The 18,061-nt window shown below is 71.2% G+C and carries 13 protein-coding genes; 6 read left to right on the top strand and 7 right to left on the bottom strand.

Annotated features, from left to right (window positions below):
- Positions 1-31 precede the first annotated feature (31 nt).
- Positions 32-1,108: a hypothetical protein gene (locus OHA72_RS05335; protein WP_327006723.1), complete on the top strand. Its 1,077-nt coding sequence runs from the start codon at positions 32-34 to the stop codon at positions 1,106-1,108.
- 51 nt (positions 1,109-1,159) lie between these two features.
- Here OHA72_RS05335 and OHA72_RS05340 read toward each other — a convergent pair whose 3' ends face one another.
- Both OHA72_RS05340 and OHA72_RS05345 read right to left on the bottom strand, forming a co-directional pair.
- Positions 1,160-1,723 (bottom strand): DUF1684 domain-containing protein, encoded by a 564-nt coding sequence (locus tag OHA72_RS05340; protein WP_327006724.1) that lies wholly within the window; start codon positions 1,721-1,723, stop codon positions 1,160-1,162.
- A gap of 9 nt (positions 1,724-1,732) precedes the next feature.
- Complete coding sequence (locus OHA72_RS05345) at positions 1,733-2,734, bottom strand: fatty acid desaturase family protein (protein WP_327006725.1); 1,002 nt, start codon at positions 2,732-2,734, stop codon at positions 1,733-1,735.
- Between the two features lie 100 nt (positions 2,735-2,834).
- On the opposite strand from OHA72_RS05345, the gene OHA72_RS05350 reads away from it, so the two are divergent.
- Entirely contained in the window at positions 2,835-3,788 is a 954-nt protein-coding gene (locus OHA72_RS05350) for a lactonase family protein (RefSeq protein WP_327006726.1), read from the top strand.
- A 12-nt stretch (positions 3,789-3,800) separates the two neighbouring features.
- Here OHA72_RS05350 and OHA72_RS05355 read toward each other — a convergent pair whose 3' ends face one another.
- Positions 3,801-4,043 (bottom strand): hypothetical protein, encoded by a 243-nt coding sequence (locus OHA72_RS05355; RefSeq protein WP_327006727.1) that lies wholly within the window; start codon positions 4,041-4,043, stop codon positions 3,801-3,803.
- Between the two features lie 119 nt (positions 4,044-4,162).
- Positions 4,163-5,158, bottom strand: coding sequence for a hypothetical protein (locus OHA72_RS05360; protein ID WP_327006728.1), 996 nt, complete (start codon positions 5,156-5,158; stop codon positions 4,163-4,165).
- Between the two features lie 408 nt (positions 5,159-5,566).
- Here OHA72_RS05360 and OHA72_RS05365 point away from each other — a divergent pair, with 408 nt between their 5' ends.
- A complete protein-coding gene (locus OHA72_RS05365; RefSeq protein ID WP_327006729.1) occupies positions 5,567-6,682 on the top strand; it encodes a DMT family transporter in 1,116 nt (371 codons plus the stop codon).
- Positions 6,683-7,009: 327 nt separating this feature from the next.
- Here OHA72_RS05365 and OHA72_RS05370 read toward each other — a convergent pair whose 3' ends face one another.
- Positions 7,010-12,802, bottom strand: coding sequence for a ThuA domain-containing protein (locus tag OHA72_RS05370; RefSeq protein ID WP_442788521.1), 5,793 nt, complete (start codon positions 12,800-12,802; stop codon positions 7,010-7,012).
- A 187-nt stretch (positions 12,803-12,989) separates the two neighbouring features.
- Positions 12,990-13,847: a helix-turn-helix transcriptional regulator gene (locus OHA72_RS05375; protein ID WP_327011472.1), complete on the bottom strand. Its 858-nt coding sequence runs from the start codon at positions 13,845-13,847 to the stop codon at positions 12,990-12,992.
- 108 nt (positions 13,848-13,955) lie between these two features.
- Here OHA72_RS05375 and OHA72_RS05380 point away from each other — a divergent pair, with 108 nt between their 5' ends.
- From OHA72_RS05380 to OHA72_RS05390, 3 genes are read left to right on the top strand one after another with little or no spacing between them, the layout of a single operon-like run.
- Entirely contained in the window at positions 13,956-15,338 is a 1,383-nt protein-coding gene (locus OHA72_RS05380; RefSeq protein ID WP_327006731.1) for an MFS transporter, read from the top strand.
- 20 nt (positions 15,339-15,358) lie between these two features.
- On the top strand, positions 15,359-15,943 hold the full coding sequence (locus OHA72_RS05385) for a helix-turn-helix domain-containing protein (protein ID WP_327006732.1): 585 nt from the start codon (positions 15,359-15,361) through the stop codon (positions 15,941-15,943).
- A 33-nt stretch (positions 15,944-15,976) separates the two neighbouring features.
- Positions 15,977-16,420 carry a hypothetical protein gene (locus tag OHA72_RS05390; protein WP_327006733.1) on the top strand — a complete coding sequence of 148 codons (444 nt, stop codon included), beginning with the start codon at positions 15,977-15,979 and terminating at the stop codon, positions 16,418-16,420.
- Positions 16,421-16,451: 31 nt separating this feature from the next.
- On the opposite strand, the gene OHA72_RS05395 is transcribed toward OHA72_RS05390, so the two are convergent.
- On the bottom strand, positions 16,452-17,963 hold the full coding sequence (locus OHA72_RS05395) for a ricin-type beta-trefoil lectin domain protein (RefSeq protein WP_327006734.1): 1,512 nt from the start codon (positions 17,961-17,963) through the stop codon (positions 16,452-16,454).
- Positions 17,964-18,061: the final 98 nt, after the last annotated feature.

An 18,061-nucleotide genomic window follows, 5' to 3' on the forward strand; every position in this document is an offset into this window, starting at 1 on the left:
TCGGATTTGTCGACCAGATTGGTTTACGAGGATGAACACGTGGTTTCGCCGGGCGGTCGGTACCGTCGGTTTGGCCGGCGGCATTTTGCTGCTCGGTGCCGGTGCCGCACATGCCGATGACGCCGCCCTGGTACCCGGCCAGCTGGACGATCTCTTCTCGCCCGCCGGGGGTCCCAACAACCAGTCGCTGCAGCTCGAGGCACACGGCTCGCGCATCGACACGAGTACGGCCAGCAGCTCGCAGGCAGGTCGTCGCACCACAACCAGCACCACCACGACGCGGGCCGGGAGTCAGCAGCTGCCCAACGTGCTGACGCTGCTGCCGACGGAGATGCTGGGCATGCCCCGCGCCACGTCGAGCAAGGTCTCCAACATCCAGACGGTGCCGGGCAGCCTGCCCACCGAGGACGCCGTCGCGGCGCTGCCGCTGGTCGGCTCGCTGCAGCAGTTCGGCCTGCCGGGGGTGTCCGGCATGCCGGTCGACGCCGGTGACACGCTGCGGGGCACGTCGATCGCCGACACCCGCACCGCGTTCCCGAACGTGGGGACCGAGGCGACCAGCCTGCCGCTGGGCAACGGCGCCGGCGGTGGCCTGCCGCTCGTCGGCGGCGCGGGTGGCGGCCTGCCGGTCGTCGGCGGCCTGGTCAACGGCCTGCCCGTGCAGGGCACGCTCAAGCCCGTCGACGACTTCGCGATCCCGGTCGGGGCCAAGGGTCAGCGCTCGGGCGGCCAGCGGGTGCAGCGCATCCAGGGCACCGAGGCGGGCACCGGCCTGCCGATGATCGGCGAGCTCCCGCTCGGCGGCAGTGACGTGCTGAAGAACGACTCGGTCACCGGCGTCCCGGTGATCGGCGGCGTCGGCCCGACCCCCGGCGTCAGCACCACCGCGGTCGCGAACCGCTTCGTGCCGACGACCGGCGCCCTGCCGCAGGCGGCGAGCCAGCTGCCACTGGTCGCCGAGAAGACCTACGCACCGAAGCACTCCACCGCGTACAGCCCGCGGCACTCCGCTGAGGAGGCCCTGCCGGTCGTCGGCGGGCTCCCGCTGCTCAACGGCATCGCGGGCGGCAACCTCCCGCTCGTCGGGGGGCTGCTCGGCGGGCGCTGACCCATCGTCGTGAGTGGCAGAGGCCGGCACCCGCACGGGGGGCCGGCCTTTTCACGTGTACGCCAGCTCGCCGGCTCTGATCTCGGCGTCGAGGCGGTTCTCGTACGGCGCGAGCGGGCACGCCCACGCGTCGTCATACGCGCATGAGGGGTTGTAGGCGTAGTTGAAGTCCAGCCGCACCCGGCCGTCGGGCTCCAGCGCGACGCCGCGGCCGTGGGTGCCCTTGACGGTGTCCGTCAGGTAGCGCCCAGCGCCGTAGGACTCCTTGCCGCAGGTGGCGTCGCGGAAGGGCAGGAACAGCCCGCCGCCGTACGCCGCCAGCCAGAACAGCGTCAGTCGCCCCCACGGCGTGGGCAGCACCCCGACCCGTTCGTAGCGCAGGACGCCGTCCGGACCGCCGGTCGCGATCTCCAGCGAGCCGTCGGCGGGCTCCACCGGCACGACCGCCGAGAATGCGGGGTCGACGGGGAAGTACCGCAACGGCCCGGGTGCAGCCGACTGCGGATGCGTCGCGAACAGCTCGTCGCGAAGGGCCCGGAACCCCGCCACGTCCACATCGGACAGGTACATGGCGGCGACCCGGGCCCGGAAGTCGGCAAGCGACAGTGCGTCCACGCCCCGACGTTACTTGCGCAGCGGCGCGCCCGCCTCGTGCAGGTGGCGCAGCGCCTGGGAGTACGAGTCGACGAACGACGCGGACAGGTACGACACGCCGATCTCCGCGCAGTACTTCTCGACGATCGGCTGGGCCTTGCGCAGGTTCGGCGTCGGCATGTTGGGGAACAGGTGGTGCTCGATCTGGTAGTTCAGGCCGCCGAGCAGCACGTCGACCCACACCCCGCCCCGCACGTTGCGGGAGGTCAGGACCTGCTTGCGCAGGTAGTCCAGCTCGTCCTCACCGGTGAGGGTGGGCATGCCCTTGTGGTTCGGTGCGAACGTCATGCCCAGGTACAGGCCGAAGAGCCCCTGGTGCACGGCGATGAACGCGACCGCCACGCCCGGCGACAGCAGCGCGAACACGGCGACCAGGTAGATGACGAAGTGGCCGTACAGCAGGAAGCCCTCGATCTTGGAGCGCTTGATCTTGCCGATCGCCCGGGCGCTGGCCACGTGGAGGTTGAACCCTTCCAGCAGCAGCAGCGGGAAGAACAGCAGCGCCTGGTGGCCGCCGATGAGCCGGGCGATGCCCTTGGCCTCGTTCGCCTGCCGCGTCGACCAGACCAGGATGTCCGGCGCCACGTCCGGGTCGTGCTCCTCGTGGTTGGGGTTGGCGTGGTGGCGGGTGTGCTTGTTCATCCACCAGCCGTAGCTCATCCCGATGCCGAGGTTGCCCACCAGCATGCCGAGGATCTCCGAGGCGGGCCGGCCGCGGAACACCTGCTTGTGCGCCAGGTCGTGGGCGACGAGCGCGACCTGGGCGTATGCCACGGCGAGCACGGCGGCGACCAGCAGCGCCCACCACGACGAGCCGGTGAGGGCGAGGGCGGCCCAGCCGCCGACGTACAGGGCACCCACCAGGGTGAACCGCACGGCGTAATACCCGGGACGACGGTCGAGCAGACCGGCCGCACGGATGTGTTTGGACAACGTCGTGAAGTCGGACGTGCGGTCGGCCAGGATCGTCATGTGTCCAGCGTCTCGGCATCGAGCCGATACATCGAGCCGGGCAGCCCCGCTGTTTATGGTAGGGCTGGCCCTACCATCGCAGACCGTTAGGGTGGGTGGGGTGCCAGTGCTCATCGGCTCCTACGCCGACCAGATCTCGATCTTCGACGACGACTTCAAGCCCGCCGGATCACCGATCCGGGCGTCCTCACCGTCCTATCTCGCCGCGGGCCCGACCGGCGTCATCTACACGGTCGCCGAGCTCGACGAGGGCCACATCGCCGCGTTCCGGCTCGACGGCACCCCGCTGGGCTCGCTGCCGACCGGTGGCGCGTCCCCGTGCCACCTCGCCGTCACCGACGGGTTCGTCCTGTCCGCCAACTACCAGGGCGGCAGCGTCTCCGTGTTCGCCCTCGACGCCGACGGCGGCCTGGCCGCCCGGACGGACCTCGTGCAACACACCGGTCACAGCGTCCACCCCGACCGCCAGTCCGCCCCGCACGCGCATCAGGTGACGGTTCGCGATTCGATGGTGTACGTGGTGGACCTCGGTCTCGACGAGATCATCCACTACCGGTTGACGGCCGAGGGCACGCTGCAGCGGCAGCGCGTCACGTCCACGACCCCGCTGGGCAGCGGCCCGCGGCATCTCGCGCTGCACCCGGACGGCCGCGTCTTCGTCGCCAACGAGCTGATGTCGACCGTCACCACGTACAGCGCGGACTTCGACGTCCTCGACGTGCGGCCGTCGGTGCAGGTCCCGCCCGTGGGCGACAACTTCCCCAGTGAGCTGCTCATCTCGCCGGACGGCACGCGGCTCTACGTCGCCAACCGCGGCAACGACACCGTCACCACGTTCGCGGTGACGGACGCCGGCCTGTCGCCCCTGGACGAGGTGTCCACCGGCGGCACCTGGCCCCGCCACTTCACCCTGATCGACGGCGCGCTCGTGGTGGCCAACCAGCACTCCGACACCGTCACGCTGCTGGAGCTGGACGCGGGCACCGCAGTGCCGCAGCCCGGCCGGGTCGTCCTGGAGCACCCGTCGCCGAGCATGGTCCTGCACCTGGCGTAGCGGACGGCGCCGTCAGGCGCTCTCCTCCCGCACCACCATCGGTGCGTCGTTGAACTCCATCGCATCGAGGGCGGCCCGCAGCCTGGGCAGGTCGCCCTCGGACAGCTGGAACGACGCCCGGCAGATCTTGTCCACCCACAGCGACACCACAACTGTGCCGCGCATCGGGTGACAGGTCACCCGCATGGTGCGGTCATCGCCCCGCACGTCTTCGAACACGTCGCCCGATTTGGGCAGCGCCACAAGCTCACCCATGCACTCCATGCTGCGGTACTGAACGAGCGTTCTTCAACCCTTGGGACCCCTATCCCCCGTGCCGTCCCCCACGCACTCATCCGCGCGGCCGACCGCCACCCCGCTCACGCGGGGCCGGTTCAGGCCGCTTCGGTCAAGGGGGAGTTGACCGGGACGGCCTCCATGGCGGCACGGATGTCCTGGGTGCGGTCGATGTCCGGGGTGACGGAGATGTCGAGGCCGGGGCGGGTCTCGACGGCCCGGGTGTTCTTCGTGCGCTGCTGCGGGACGCGGCGCTTCTTGCGCGTGATGGTGGAGGCGACGATCGCCGACTGGCGGGCGGCGTCGAGCGTGTCGCGCAGCTCGGCGGCCTCCTCGGCGACCCCGGCGGCCTCCTCGGCAAGGGCGTGGGCGGCGACGACCGCCACGTCCGCGGCCTTGACGGCGGTGCGCTCCGCCGCGGCAGCGGCATCGTAGAGGCGGCGGGCCCGGCTCTCCGCCGAGCGGCGCAGCTCGATCTCGCGGGCCTGCAGCTCGTGCAGCTGGTCCCAGCCGGATGCGCCCCGGAAGACCGACTCGAGGGCGTCGACGGTGATGTCGCCGCGCTTGAAGGCGGCGAGCGCGGCCCGGGACACCTCGCGCTTGTCGTCCTCCTCGGCGTCGGTCGGCGCGTCAGGGTCGGTGGCCGCGGCGGCCCGCAGGGCCTCCTCGTAGGCCTTCTGGGCGACGTCGAACGTGGTCCAGGCGATCTCGCGGGCCTGCTGCGCGGCGAGGGCGCGGGCCTGGGCCTCGACCACCTCGATCTGGGCGCGCTTCGCGGCGGCGGCGGTCGCGGCGGCCTGGCGGATCAGCTCGCCGGCCTCGACGCGGAGACGGGCCCGCTCGGCGGGGCTGAGGCTGGCGTCGGCCTCGGCGACCTGGGCGCGGCGCTCGGCCCGGTTGATGCGGTGCAGGCTCCAGCGGGACAGGATCGCGGCGAAGATGATGAACAGGATGATGACGCCCATCAGTGCGGCCCAGACCACGAGGGCGCCGGTGATGGGGTCGAGACCGAGGATGCCTCTGCCGCCGTCGAGGGTCCAGGGCAGGCCCCCTCCCGAGGATGACCCGTGCGTGGCGGGTGCGGAAAGAGCCACGGCGCGACCTCCGGCTGTGCGTGTCGCTACAGCGTAGTGGTCATGACCAGGGCCGGTCGACCCATCGAAGGGTGACAATTCGATGAAAACCCGGGCACGAATTGTCACCGCCGGACGGAAAAGCGCCGGTCAGCAGGCCTGTCGCGACAGCGGACGGTGATGATCACCAGATAGCTGTCGGAGACTTGTCACCAGAACGTGATCGTGAACGGTAATTCAGGTGTCCCGCCCGCGGGTGATCGCTACCGTGCCCCGCATGTGCCTCCGTGTCGTGCTCTCGCCGCCCACTCGCTAGCGGGCAGGCGAACGACCCCGAAAGAGCACCCGGCCTCGGCCCCGGTGCCGGTGACGGCTGCCCGCATTTCGTGAAGGTTCGCATTCTCACGACAATTCGGGAGTTAATCACAAATGGTACATAACCATTCCCTGCCCGTCGGGCGGGGACTGTTCTACATCGCATTCGCCGCCGTCGCGTGGGGCGTCGGCGGGTTCGTCGCCGCCGTCCTGTACGACCACAGCGGGCTCGGCCCGATCGCGGTCACCTTCTGGCGGTACCTCGGCGGCCTGCTGCTGCTCGCCGCCATGCGCCCGTTCACGTCGAGGGGCGGGGCGGCCCCGCGCAGCAGGACCAGGACCGTCGTCAACGGCCTGGGCATGGCGCTCTACCAGACGGCGTACTACGTGGCGATCGACCTCGCCGGCGTCGCCGTCGCCACAGTCGTCGTCCTCGGGTCGGGGCCGGTGCTGGTCGCCGTCGGCGCGCGGGTCTTCCTCGGCGAGCGGCTCGGTGGCACCGGCGCCGCGACGGTCGCCGTGTCCCTCGCGGGGCTGGTGCTGCTGGTCAACGCGGACGGCACCGGGAGCAATCCGGCGGCCGGGCTCGCCGTGGCGCTGGTGTCCGCGGCCGGGTACGCCGCCGTCACGCTGCTCAACAGGGCGACGAAGGACGACCCGTTCGACTCGGCGCTCGGTGGGTTCGCGGTCGGCTCGGTGGCGCTGCTGCCGCTCGCCCTCTTCGAAGGGCTGCTGCCGACGCGGGGTGGGACCGGCGAGACGGTCGGGCTGCTGGTGTTTCTCGGCGCGGTGCCGACGGCCCTCGCGTACGCGCTGTTCTTCGCGGGCCTGACCGTGGTCAGGGCCACGACCGCGTCGGTCGTGGCCCTGGTCGAGCCGATCACCGCGGTGGCGCTCGGCGTGCTGGTCCTGCACGAGCCGCTGACGGGTTGGTCAGCGGCTGGTGCAGGGCTGCTGTCGCTGTCGGTGCTGACCAGCGGTCAGGGGGAACGCCGCAACCGCACGACGGCGGTGACCGCGAACGCCCCCGCCGCCACGGCCGCGGCGAGCACCCACCACCACAGGTGGGAGGAGCCCGGCTCGGCCGGTGGTGCCGATCTGGACACGGGCGGCGGCGGTGACTGCGCCGGTCGCGACTCCACCACCGACGTGGCCTTGACCGGGTTCGCGCCCGGGCCGGTGACCACGACGGTCCACGTGCCCGGCGAGAGCACCGGGCCCGAGGTGTAGAAGCCGCGGCCCTCCGCCGCGGGGTTGAGCTGCAGGGGACCGACCGTCCGGCCGCCGGCCGCGGACGCGGTCAGCACCAGGCGGAGGTCGCCCTCGGCGGGGCGGCCGTCCGCGCCGAACGCGCGGACGGTCACCCCCTCGGCGCCGTCCCCGGCGACCTCGAGCTTGAGGTCGCCGGGAACGTCCGCGTAGGCGGCACTGGGCGCGAGGCCCAGCACCACGAACGCGAGCAGAGCAAAAACAAATCTCACAGTTCCCAGCTCCGAGGCTGCGCCACCGGTTCCGTGGGGGGTTTCCACCCCACACCCCCCACGCGGCAAGCCGCGCTCATGCCAGCTTGCCGTTCTTCTTCAACCGGTTCGGGTCCTCGTCGAGCCGCCCGGTACCTTTCAGGGTCTTGCCGGCGTTGGCCTGCACCCCGGCGTTGTTGGGCGGTGTACCGCCGAGCCGCACCGTCATCGCGTCCGCATCGCGGATCAAGACGTCGCGGACCTCCGCCTCGGGGACGAGCTTGGCGGTCACCAGGTCCCGGAAGGCTTTGAGCTCCTTCAGGGCCTTCGTGTCGTTGCCGTTCGCCTCCGCCTTGCGTGCCTTGGCGAGCTGGTCCGACAGCTGGGTGTAAGCCTTGCTCGTCAGGCGGCTCGTCGCCTTGAACCGGTCCAGCAGGTTCTGCATGTCCCGGAACGAGGTGGTGACGAAGAACCGCACGGTGCTGGTGGTGGCGTTGCCGGCGTTGTCGGTGCCGACCACGACCAGCTCGTGCATGCCGAGGTCGAGCTCGTACATGGCCTGCAGCGTGCCGGTCTGGTAGGCGCCGCCGTCCAGCGAACCGGTGACCGACCTGATGCCGGAGACCGGGTCGATGGCCTGCCAGGTGACGCGGACGTCCTGGCTGTCGCCGTAGAGCTGGCCGTCGGCGAGGCCGGCGACGATGACCGTCGGCGCGGTGCCGTCGATCTTCAGGATGGCCGACTTGAGCGTCTCGACGTTGCCGGCCGCGTCGGTGGCCTTGTAGAGCAGCTCGTGCTGGCCGTTGCCGGTCACGTTGACCGGCGTCGTGTACACCGTCCACGGGCCGCCGTCGAGGGACCACTCCACCTTCGACACGCCCGCGCCGGCGTCGGTGGCGGCGAGCGTCACCGGGGTGGCGCCGTTGTGCCAGCCGGCGTCGGTCGCCGGTGCGAACGCCGCCGTGGTGACCGGCGCGGTCGCGTCGATCTTCACGGTCGCCGTCTGCACGGCGGACACGTTGCCCGCCTTGTCGGTGGCCCTGGCCTTGACGGTGTGGGTGCCGTCGCCGCTGACCGCGACCGGCGCGGTGTAGGCGGTCCAGGTGCTGTCGGCGTCGAGCTGGTATTCGACCTTGTCGACGCCGGAGCCGCCGGTGTTGTCGGTCGCCGCGAGGGTCACGGTGACCGGCCCGGTGTACCAGCCCCCACTCAGCGGTCCATCCACTGTGGACGTGACGACCGGAGCCGTCGTGTCCACCGAGGCGGTGCTGAGGTGGAAGTAGTCGAACGCCGCCGACTTCGACGCGGTCTGCCCGGCACCCAGGGTGTACAGGCCGACCTTCAGACCCGCCGCCAACGCGTTGGTGAGCGTCTCGAACGGCGTGTAGGTGACGCCGTCCGCCGAGTACGAGGCGGTGTAGACGTTACCGGCCTTGGCCAGGCGCAGGTACCAGACCGAGGCGGTCAGGTTGCTCACGCCGGGCTGCGGGTTCTGCACGGCGCCGGCGATCTCGCTGCGGAACTCGAGCCGCCGCGTGACCGCCTGGCCGGCCTGGTTGTCGGCGACGAAGTCGAGTTTCACGTAGTTGTCGTCGTCGACGTAGGCGATCAGGCCGCCCTGCTGGTACTGCTCGTTGAACAGCGAGCCGTCGACCTTCGTGTCGAGCGTGAAGTCACCGGTGGGTGCCTTCTGCAGGATGAAGTTCGCCGGGTTGGTGTTGCCGGTGCCGTAGATGTCGCCGTTGGGGACGTCGACCTGCAGGGCACCGCCGGTGACGCGGTACTGCGTGGAGTCCTCCCGCACGATCGCGTTCCACCGGCAGTGGTCCAACGTGGACCCGGTGAACTCGTCGTTCGGGTCGACGCTCGCGATCTCGTCCGGCACCAGCTGGAAGTAGTCGAAGCTCGCGTTGACCACCGGCGCGGTGGTGCCGCCGTTGAGCGCGAACATGCCGACCTTCGGGTTGGCGATGCCCGCGAGGGCCGCCGAGCGTCCGACCGGGACGAACGTGGTGCCGTCCGCCGAGTAGAACGCGGTCAGGTTGGTGCCGTCGGAGGCGATCCGCACGTAGTACGTGTCGCCCGCCTGTGCGTTGATCGCGTCGGCGGACTCGTTGCGCGGCGTGCCGGCGCTCTCGCGGATGAACTCGACCCGCCGGGAGCCGTTGTAGAGCAGGTCGACCTTGGCGTAGTTGTCGTCGTCGCCGTAGACGATCAGCCCGGCCTGCTGGTAGTTCGCCGTGACCGGCAGCGTGACCTTCGTGGTGACCTGCCAGGCACCGGACGGAGCCGGCTGCAGCACCAGGTTGGTCGCGTCGTTGCGGCTGCCGTACAGGTCACCGGCCGCGGTCGGCAGGATCAGCGAGCCGCCCGCCACGGAGAACGTCTGGTTCTCCCGTACGACCGTCCACTTCGCACGGTCCAGCGAGGATCCGGTGAAGTCGTCGGACTTCGCGCCGAAGCACGAGGTGTTCGGCGCCTCGGCCCGCACGACCACGCTGCTGTACCCCTTCGCCCCGCGGGCGTCGGTGACGGTCAGCGTCGCGGTGAAGGTCCCCGGTGCGGTGTAGGTGTGGCTCGCGTTGGCGGTCGTGGCCGTGCCGCCGTCGCCGAAGTCCCACGCGTAGCTCAGTGGGGTGTCGCCCTCGGCGTCGGTCGCCGAGCCGGTGAACGCCACGGAGAACGGCGTCGTCCCGGTCGGCGGGGTGGCGGTCGCGGTGACCACCGGCGGCGCGTTGTCCGTGACGCCACGGCCGATGAAGTCGATCCAGTTGATGTTGTAGCCGGCCCCGGACCCGGTGGCGATGAAGTACAGCGGCCCGGACGTGGTGCTGGCGGCGACGTCCACCGTCAGGTCCACATAGGTCTGCCAGCCGCCGGTGCCGGGTACCGCGACGGATCCGACGACCGGTCCGTCCAGGGCGCCGGTGCGGATCTGGATCGTGCCTCCGCTGGCGTTGTTGCTGGCGGCGCGGATCCGCAGCTGGCTGATGCCGGTGAGGTTGGCCGGCGCGATGGAGAACCAGTCACCCTCCTCGACGAAGCCGATGTTCTGGAAGCCGCCCTGCGGGTCGCCGGTCGTCTCCGTCCGCACGCCCGGGTCGCCGCCGGCGGTGGAGCCCGGCACCCGCCCGGTGGCCGCGAAGTACTCGGCCTGCTTGCGCTTCGGCTGGAGCTGCACGAGCGACCGCCCGGTGAGCGGCCCGGCGCCACCGGCGCCGCCGTTGTCCACATAGGACGCCTCGATGACGGCGAAGACGTCGGCGTCGGCGCCGTGCCCGCTCGCCAGGGACGTCTGGACCTTGCCGCTGCAGCCGGTGTACTGGTTGAGCGGGTGGGCGTGCTCGTCGTGGCCCAGCAGGTACTGGACCTGGACCTTCGAGCAGTCGACGGTGCCGTCCTCGGGGTCGGTGACGGTCACGGTGAACGCGACCTGGTCGCCCCACTCGTAGAAGCCGCCGTCGGGCGGCAGGGTGATGGTGACCTTCGGCGCGGTGTTGCCGACGGTGACCGGCACGTTCGCCGTGGCGCTGCGTCCCTCGGTGTCGGTGACGGTCAGCTGTGCGGTGAAGTTGCCGTTGCTCGTGTACGTGTGCGTCGGGTTCGCCTCGCTGGAGGTACCCCCGTCGCCGAACGACCAGGCGAAGGTGATCGCCTGCCCGTCGGGGTCGCGGGAGCCTGCGCTGGAGAACTGCACGGCGAGCGGGGCGGCGCCGCTGGTCGGGTTGGCGGCGGCCTGCGCGATCGGGGCCCGGTCACCGGCGATGTAGCCGATGCGGTAGACGCCGGAGTCGTCGTTGTTGCCGCCGAAGCCGGTGCCCCACTCGATGATGTAGAGCGCGCCGTCGGGGCCGAACTCCATGTCCATCGGGCGGATCGTGCTCATGCCCACCAGCGCCTGGTTGATGTCCACAAGGGACTTGCCGTCGGCACTGACCTGCATCGTGTACAGCTTGTTCTGGTTCCACTCGCCGAAGATGGCCTTGCCGTCGTAGTACTGCGGCCACTTGATCTCCGAGGTGGAGCCGGCGTTGTAGCGGTAGACGGGGCCGCCCATGGGTGCGCCGCCACCACCGATCTCGGGGAAGCGGGGGTTGCCGTCGTAGTCGTAGTCGACGGTCGCCGCGATGACCGGCGGCAGGTTCGTCAGGCCGGTGTTGTTGGGCGAGTCGTTGACCGGTGCGGCGCAGTCGAACGCGGGGCCGGCCGGGCCGGACGGGAACGTCCAGTCGCGGTAGGGCACGTTCGCCCCGGTGCAGTACGGCCAGCCGTAGTTGCCGGGCTGCCCGACGATGTTCCACTCCACGGTGTTGCCGGGGCCGCGGTTCGCGTTCGCCTGGGCGGCGTCCGGGCCGTAGTCACCGACGTAGAGGGTGTTCGTCTTCGGGTCGACGCCGATGCGGAACGGGTTGCGGAAGCCCATCGCGAAGATCTCGGGACGGGTCTTCGCGGTGCCGACCGGGAACAGGTTGCCCGACGGGATGGTGTACGTGCCATCGGCCTGCGGCTTGATGCGGATGACCTTGCCGCGCAGGTCGTTGGTGTTGCCGGCGCTGCGCTGCGCGTCGTAGTCCTGCCGCCCGGACCGCTCGTCGATCGGCGCGTAACCGTCGGACTCGAACGGGTTGGTGTTGTCGCCGGTGGCGAGGTACAGGTTGCCGGCGCTGTCGAACGTCATCGTGCCGCCGGCGTGGCAGCACGTGTTGCGCTGCGTGTCGACCTGCAGGATCTGCTTCTCCGTGCTCAGGTCGATCGAGTCGCCGACCGCCGTGAACCGGCTCAGCATGTTGCGGGGGCCGCCGCCGTTGGGTGCGTAGTACAGGTACACCCAGTGGTTCTGCGCGAACCCGGGGTCGAGCGTGATGCCGAGCAGCCCGTCCTCGTTGCCGGTGAAGACCGGGACGGTCGCGGCGGTGACGGTGGTGTGCGTGTCCGGCTTGACGATCTGGACGCGCCCGTCACGCTCGATGTAGAAGACCCGCCCGTCGGGCGCGATCGCAAGCTCCATCGGGTTGTTGGTGTTGCTGTCCAGCGTGACCTTCTCGAAGCCGCTGGTCAGCGTGGCGCTGCAGTCGGACTTGAGCACGCCCGCGGCCGTCTCGATGCCGCCGAGCAGGTGCCCGAGGAACTGCGGGTCCGTGTAGGACTCCTGGGTGTGGCCGGCTCCGGTGTACCAGGAGCGGCCGCCGTCGTAGTCACGGCACCAGGCGAACGGGTGGTCCGCACCCATCGCGCCGGTCCCGGGCGTGTAGCTGCTCTCGTCCAGGCTGGCCAGGACGTGCACCTTGCCCCGGGGGTTGGCGCGGAAGTTGTACCACTCGTCGAAGCGGCTCCACCGGTCCGGCAGGTCCTTTGTGGACGGATGCGCGGGGTCCTCGACCTTGATGGTGGCCTGCTGCTGCGCCGGGTGGCTGGTGAAGTAGGCGCCGACGAGCTCGCCGTACCACGGCCAGTCGTACTCGGTGTCACTCGCGGCGTGGACGCCGGCGTAGCCGCCGCCGGCCTTGATGTAGCGCTCGAACGCGGCCTGCTGGTCGGCGTCGAGCACGTCCCCGGTCGTGGACAGCCAGACGACGACCTCGTATTTGGCGAGGTTGGCGTCGGTGAACGCGCCGCCGTCCTCGGTCGTGTCGACGGTGAAGCCGTTGGCGGCGCCGAGCTGCTGGATCGCGGTGATGCCGGCGGGGATGGCATCGTGCCGGAACCCGGCGGTCTTGGAGAACACCAGGACGTCGAACGGGTCGACGGCCTGCGCCTGCGGTACGGCGGGCGCCTGGACCGGCGCCGCACTGGCGATCTGGGCGGGGAGGGAGACGGCTGCGGTTGCTGTGAGGGTTAAGGCGGCAAGACTGAGAAGCGCGCGTGACGCGCGCCGGCGGGTGGTGAACACGGAGCTCCTTGTGCGGGGTGGACACAGGTTGCTGCTGCGCGCAACGACTCGCCGAAGCCGCTGTGCGTAATAGGGACCGGGCTTCTCCCGCCGAGGAGTCGACCGTCCCAAATGTGGTTCGTTGTGTTGCCTAACAAACTAACCGCGCAGCTCCCCCCGGTAAAGAGGTGGGCCAATATGTGCGGATTCAGTAAGCTTCGCGGTGCTCGGCACAGCCGGCGGACACGCCGCCCACCTCGCCCAGGCGTGCAAGTGCGGACGCCGTCGCCGCATCGGCGGGGGTGTAGACGATCATCCGGGCCTCGGGAGTGCCGGCGAGCTGCATGCTCTGCGTGGCCAGGCGCAGGTCGCCGAGCGTCGCGTGGCGGAAGATCTTCAGCCGGCTGCCGGGCACCGCGACGTCGTGCGACTGCCACGCCGCGGCGAAGGCGGGACTGGCCGCGGACAGGTCGCGGACGAAGCCCTCCCAGGCCGGCTCGCCCAGGTGCCGCGCGAACGTGGCCCGCATCGTGGCCACCATCAGCGGCAGCTCCTCGGCGAGATTCACGAACGGCATGCAGCACTCGGGGGTGACGAACAGGTGCCAGAGCGCGTTGCGCTCCCGCCCCGTGCGCCGGACCAGGTCGGTGAACAGCCGCGCGTAGGCGGCGTTCCAGGCGAGCAGGTCGTAGCGGCCGTTGTACACGCAGGCCGGCAGCGCCATGCCGTCGAGGATCAGCTGGATCTGCGGCTCCAGCGGACAGCCCGCCGGCTGCGGGGTGAACGCGGGGACGTCGGCGAGGCGGTACAGGTGCTCCCGCTCGGCCTCGTCGAGCCGCAGGGTGCGGGCGATGGCATCCAGGACCTGGACGCTGACGTTGATCGCGCGCCCCTGCTCCAGCCACGTGTACCAGGTGACGCCGACCCCGGCGAGCTGTGCCAGCTCCTCCCGGCGCAGGCCCGGGGTGCGGCGCCGGAACCCGGGCGCCAGGCCCACGTCGGCGGGGGTGATCCGGGCGCGCCGGGACCGCAGGAACGCGGCCAGTTCGGCCCGGGACGTCGTCATGCTCACGCCTCCCATCGTCGTGCGGCACGGCGGGCGTTGCCAGGTGGTGCTGATACCAGGATGAGCGGGCTCTCGTTACCGGTGTCGGCGACGCCCGAGGCTGAGGCCATGACCACTCTTGCCGCCCCACCGTCAACCGCGCGGGCCGGGGGCGCCCTTCTGGCGACCGTGCTCGGCGGGCAGTTCATGGCCGTCCTGGACGTCTCGATCGTCAATGTCGCGGTGCCGTCGATCCGCGCCGACCTCGCCGCGTCCGGAGCGGGTCTGCAGCTCGTCGTCGCCGGGTACGCCGTCGCCTACGCGGTCCTGCTCGTCACCGGTGCCCGCCTCGGGGACACCCACGGCCATGGACGTGCCTTCCAGGGCGGCCTCGCCGGGTTCACCGTCGCGTCGCTGCTGTGCGGCCTCGCCCCGTCGACCGGCGCACTGATCGCGTGCCGCCTGCTGCAGGGCGCCGGCGCCGCGCTGATGGTGCCGCAGGTGTTCAGCATCATCCAGCGCGCCTTCACCGGCCCCGCCCGCACCCGCGCCCTCGGCCTCTACGGCGCCGTCCTGGCCGGCGCGGCCGTCGCCGGCCAGGCCCTCGGCGGCGTCCTCACCGGCGCCGACCTGCTCGGCACGGGCTGGCGCCCGGTCTTCCTCGTCAACGTCCCCGTCGGCCTGGCCCTGCTGCTCCTCGGCCGCCGGCACCTGCCCCGCGACCGCGGCGCGGACACCCGCCGCCTCGACCCGCTCGGCGCGCTGACCCTTGCCGCCGCCGTCCTCACGCTGGTCCTGCCCCTGGTGCTCGGCCACGAGTCCGGCTGGCCGTGGTGGACCTGGGTGAGCGTCGCCGCCAGCGTCGCCCTCTTCGGCGCCTTCACGGTCACGCAGCGCCGCAGCGCGGCACCCATCATCTCCGGCCTGGTCCTGCGCTCGCCCGGCCTGATCACCGCGATGCTGGCGATCCTGGCCGTGATGGCCTCCTACGCCGGCTTCCTGTTCACCCTCGGCCTGCACACCCAGACCGACCTCGGCTACTCCCCCGCGAAAGCCGGGCTGGTACTGGTCCCCGCCGCCGCCGGCTTCGCCGCGAGCAGCCTCAACTGGCGCCGGCTCCCCGCCCACTGGCACCGCCGCGTGATCCCCTTCGCCCTGCTCGTCGTGACCGTCGGCTATGCCCTCATGGCCTGGACGATCCGCGACGGCCGCCCGCTGGGTCCGGCGTACCTCACGGTCAGCGCCGTCTACGGCCTCGCCCTGGGCGCCGCGTTCAGCCCGCTGATCGGCGTCGCCCTGGCCCACGTCCCGCCCGCGGTCGCCGCCGACGCCAGCGGCGTGGTCGCCACCGTCACCCAGCTCGCCGCGGTCCTCGGCGTCGCGACCTTCGGCACCGTCTACCTGTCCCTCGTCCCATCACCGTCGGCGGCCGCGACCACCGACGCCACCCTGTGCGTCGCCGCCCTGCTCGCCACCGCCGCCGCCCTCACCCTCCCCAAACACTCCCGTTAACTGGGATATATATTGCGTTTATGCGTAGCAAGGCGCCGGACCTCCTGCCGATCTTCCGGTCGCGTCATCAGGCCGAGCTGCTGACCTGGCTGTATCTGCACCCGGCGGACGAATATCCGATGACGGAGCTCGCCGCCAGATTCGGGGTGCCGCTGTCCACCACACAGCGAGAAGTGCAGCGCCTGGTTGTGGCGGGACTCCTGCATGATCGGTCGATCGGGCGCTCCCGGTTGCTGCGCGCAGCGACCGGGCATCCCGCCGCGGAAGCGCTGACCCACCTGCTGACCGTCTCGTTCGGGCCACCCGCGATCATCGGCCAGACCTTCGACCGGCTCCAACGCGTCGACAGCGTCCACATCTACGGCTCGTGGGCGGCCCGGTATCTCGGACAGCCCGGGCCGGCACCCAATGACATCGACGTCCTCGTCGTCGGGTCGCCCGCCCGCGCCGACGTGTACGCCGCCGCGGACGTGGCCCAGGACACACTCGGCCTCCCGGTCAATCCGACGATCCGCTCGCGTGACCAGTGGCAGGATGCTTCCGACGCCCTGATCCAGCAGATCCAGGCATCACCGCTCGTAACTGTCATCCCCCCAGCCGAATAGCCCGCGGCGCAAGACGGACCGAGGAGTTCCGGCATGCCCAGGTGGCTGAAAGGCTCTGAAACCATCGAGAAACTCGTCCACGCCAACGATCTCCAGAAGGTGCAGGGCGCGGACGCCAACGGAGAACCGCTCCTGCTCAAAGCCCGAAGGTCGCTGGCATCCGCGCACGCACTCAGCCGCGACGACCCAGACAGCAGCTTCACGCTGGCATATGACGCGGCCCGCTTCGCGTGCACCGCAGTGCTCGCCCAGCAGGGCCTTCGCCCCACGAGTCAGGGCGGGCACTACGCAGTCGAACAGGCGATGCGCGCGCAGTTCGGCGACGGCTTTCGCTCGTTCGGGGCACTGCGCAGACGGCGCAACGAGCTTGAGTATCCGTCGGCGGCGAACGCCGAGACGGCGCCGGATGAGCTGGCGGACGCTCACCGCGACGCCTCACGGATCGTCGAGGCGGCAGAGCAGTTGCTGCGGGTCTGACCTTCTTCTGACCTCCCGCCGACCCCGGTGGTCAGTAGGGCTGGATGGACCACTTCTGGTTGGAGGCGGTCGAGCAGTCCCAGATGATGACGGGGTTGCCGGCGCTGGTGCCGCCGTTGGCGACGTCCAGGCAGCGCTTGGAGTTGACGTTCTGCAGGGTGCCGTCGGCGCGCATGGTCCACTTCTGGGCCGGGGTGCCGTTGCAGGTGAAGAGGCGCACGGCATTGCCGTTGCCGGTGCCGGCGTTCTGGACGTCGAGGCAGCCACCGTCGGCACGGACGGTGCTGTCGGTCTGCAGCGTCCAGCGCTGGTTGGTGCGCCCGGAGCGGGGGTCGTCGCAGTTGTCGATGACGGCACGGTTGCTCTCGCCGGCGCGGTACTCCAGGCACTTGGCGGAGCCGGTGCCGCGGAGCTGGCCGGTGCGGGCCGGGGGCGGCGGGGCGACCGAGCCGTGGGTCTTCGACGGGGACGCCGCGCTCGGCGGCGGGGCGGCCGGCGCGGAGGACCTCGACCGGCTCGGGGACGGGCTCGCCGAGCCCGGGCCGCCGGTCGGCGACGAGGAGGCGGCGTTCGTGGTCAGCTCGGGCAGCCCTCCGACGCCGGGAAACTGCCGTGGGCTGGCGCCCGCGGAGGTCGGGGTCGGGTCGCCACCGGTGCTGCGGACCAGCTGCAGGACCACGGCGGCGGTGACCAGGAGGATCAGCACGGCGACGGCGACCGCGCCGACCGGGTACCGGCGCCAGGCGGCGAGCCGCCGGCGGGACCCGCGGTAGTCGTCCTCGTCGACGGGGTCGTCGGTGACGATGGCGAAGGCCGGCGCCACGTAATCGGCCACGGTCGGCGAGTCGTCGGCGGTCACCTGGACGGCCGCCACCCCGACCGGCGCCGGCTCCGCCGCGGCGACCTCGCCGATCGACTTCTCGCCCTCGGGTGACCCCGCACCGGGTGCGTCGAATGCCGCGGGGTCCACCAGCGCCGGCGACTCGACCACCGGCTTGCCGAGCAGCACGGGATCGCCCAGGAACGGCACGGCGCTCGCCCTGACCTCACCGGCAAGCGTCCCGACCGTGGCCGGGTCCTCGTCGTCCTCGTCAGACTCCGGATCCTCGTCAGGCTCCGGGTCCTCGTCAGGCTCCGGGTCCTCGTCAGGCTCCAGGTCCTCGTCGATGGACGGGTCCTCGTCGGCGGCCAGGTCGTCGTCAGGCTCTGCGTGGTCGTCAGGCTCCGCGTGGACGTCGTCGTCACCCAGCGCGTCGTCACCCAGCGCGTCCGCGAACAGGACGTCGAAGTCCGGCCTGTCGTCCTCGACGGGAATGGCCGGGATCGAGGCGGTCGCGATCGCGGTGGGGCCGCCGCGCCGTTGGCGGGGAATGGCCGCACCTGTCGGGAACGTCGGCTTCGCCGGGTTGAACGGCTCCGGCAGGAGGGGGACCTTCGCGATGGCGGAGGCCGTCGGCGGTACGCGATGCCGGGCCGCCCGGTCCTCACGCCGCGACGTTTCGTCCGGCTGCTCCTGCTCGTTGCCGTCTTCAGCGACGGACATACCCGGCGTGCTCCTTCCAGCGGCCATCATTGCCCGGTGCACCGTAGCTTGGCGATGCAACAACGCGCGACCGGCCGTTCGGCCCCAACAGGAGCGGT

This window comes from Dactylosporangium sp. NBC_01737, assembly GCF_035963215.1.
Lineage (GTDB): Bacteria > Actinomycetota > Actinomycetes > Mycobacteriales > Micromonosporaceae > Dactylosporangium.

What these genes read in the sequence shown, in the direction of transcription:
- OHA72_RS05395 (WP_327006734.1), bottom strand. Translation starts at nt 17,963, where the DNA reads ATGTCCGTCGCTGAAGACGGCAACGAGCAGGAGCAGCCGGACGAAACG.
- OHA72_RS05385 (WP_327006732.1), top strand. Translation starts at nt 15,359, where the DNA reads ATGCGTAGCAAGGCGCCGGACCTCCTGCCGATCTTCCGGTCGCGTCAT.
- OHA72_RS05365 (WP_327006729.1), top strand. Translation starts at nt 5,567, where the DNA reads ATGGTACATAACCATTCCCTGCCCGTCGGGCGGGGACTGTTCTACATC.
- OHA72_RS05380 (WP_327006731.1), top strand. Translation starts at nt 13,956, where the DNA reads ATGACCACTCTTGCCGCCCCACCGTCAACCGCGCGGGCCGGGGGCGCC.
- OHA72_RS05355 (WP_327006727.1), bottom strand. Translation starts at nt 4,043, where the DNA reads ATGGGTGAGCTTGTGGCGCTGCCCAAATCGGGCGACGTGTTCGAAGAC.
- OHA72_RS05375 (WP_327011472.1), bottom strand. Translation starts at nt 13,847, where the DNA reads ATGACGACGTCCCGGGCCGAACTGGCCGCGTTCCTGCGGTCCCGGCGC.
- OHA72_RS05335 (WP_327006723.1), top strand. Translation starts at nt 32, where the DNA reads ATGAACACGTGGTTTCGCCGGGCGGTCGGTACCGTCGGTTTGGCCGGC.
- OHA72_RS05390 (WP_327006733.1), top strand. Translation starts at nt 15,977, where the DNA reads ATGCCCAGGTGGCTGAAAGGCTCTGAAACCATCGAGAAACTCGTCCAC.
- OHA72_RS05345 (WP_327006725.1), bottom strand. Translation starts at nt 2,734, where the DNA reads ATGACGATCCTGGCCGACCGCACGTCCGACTTCACGACGTTGTCCAAA.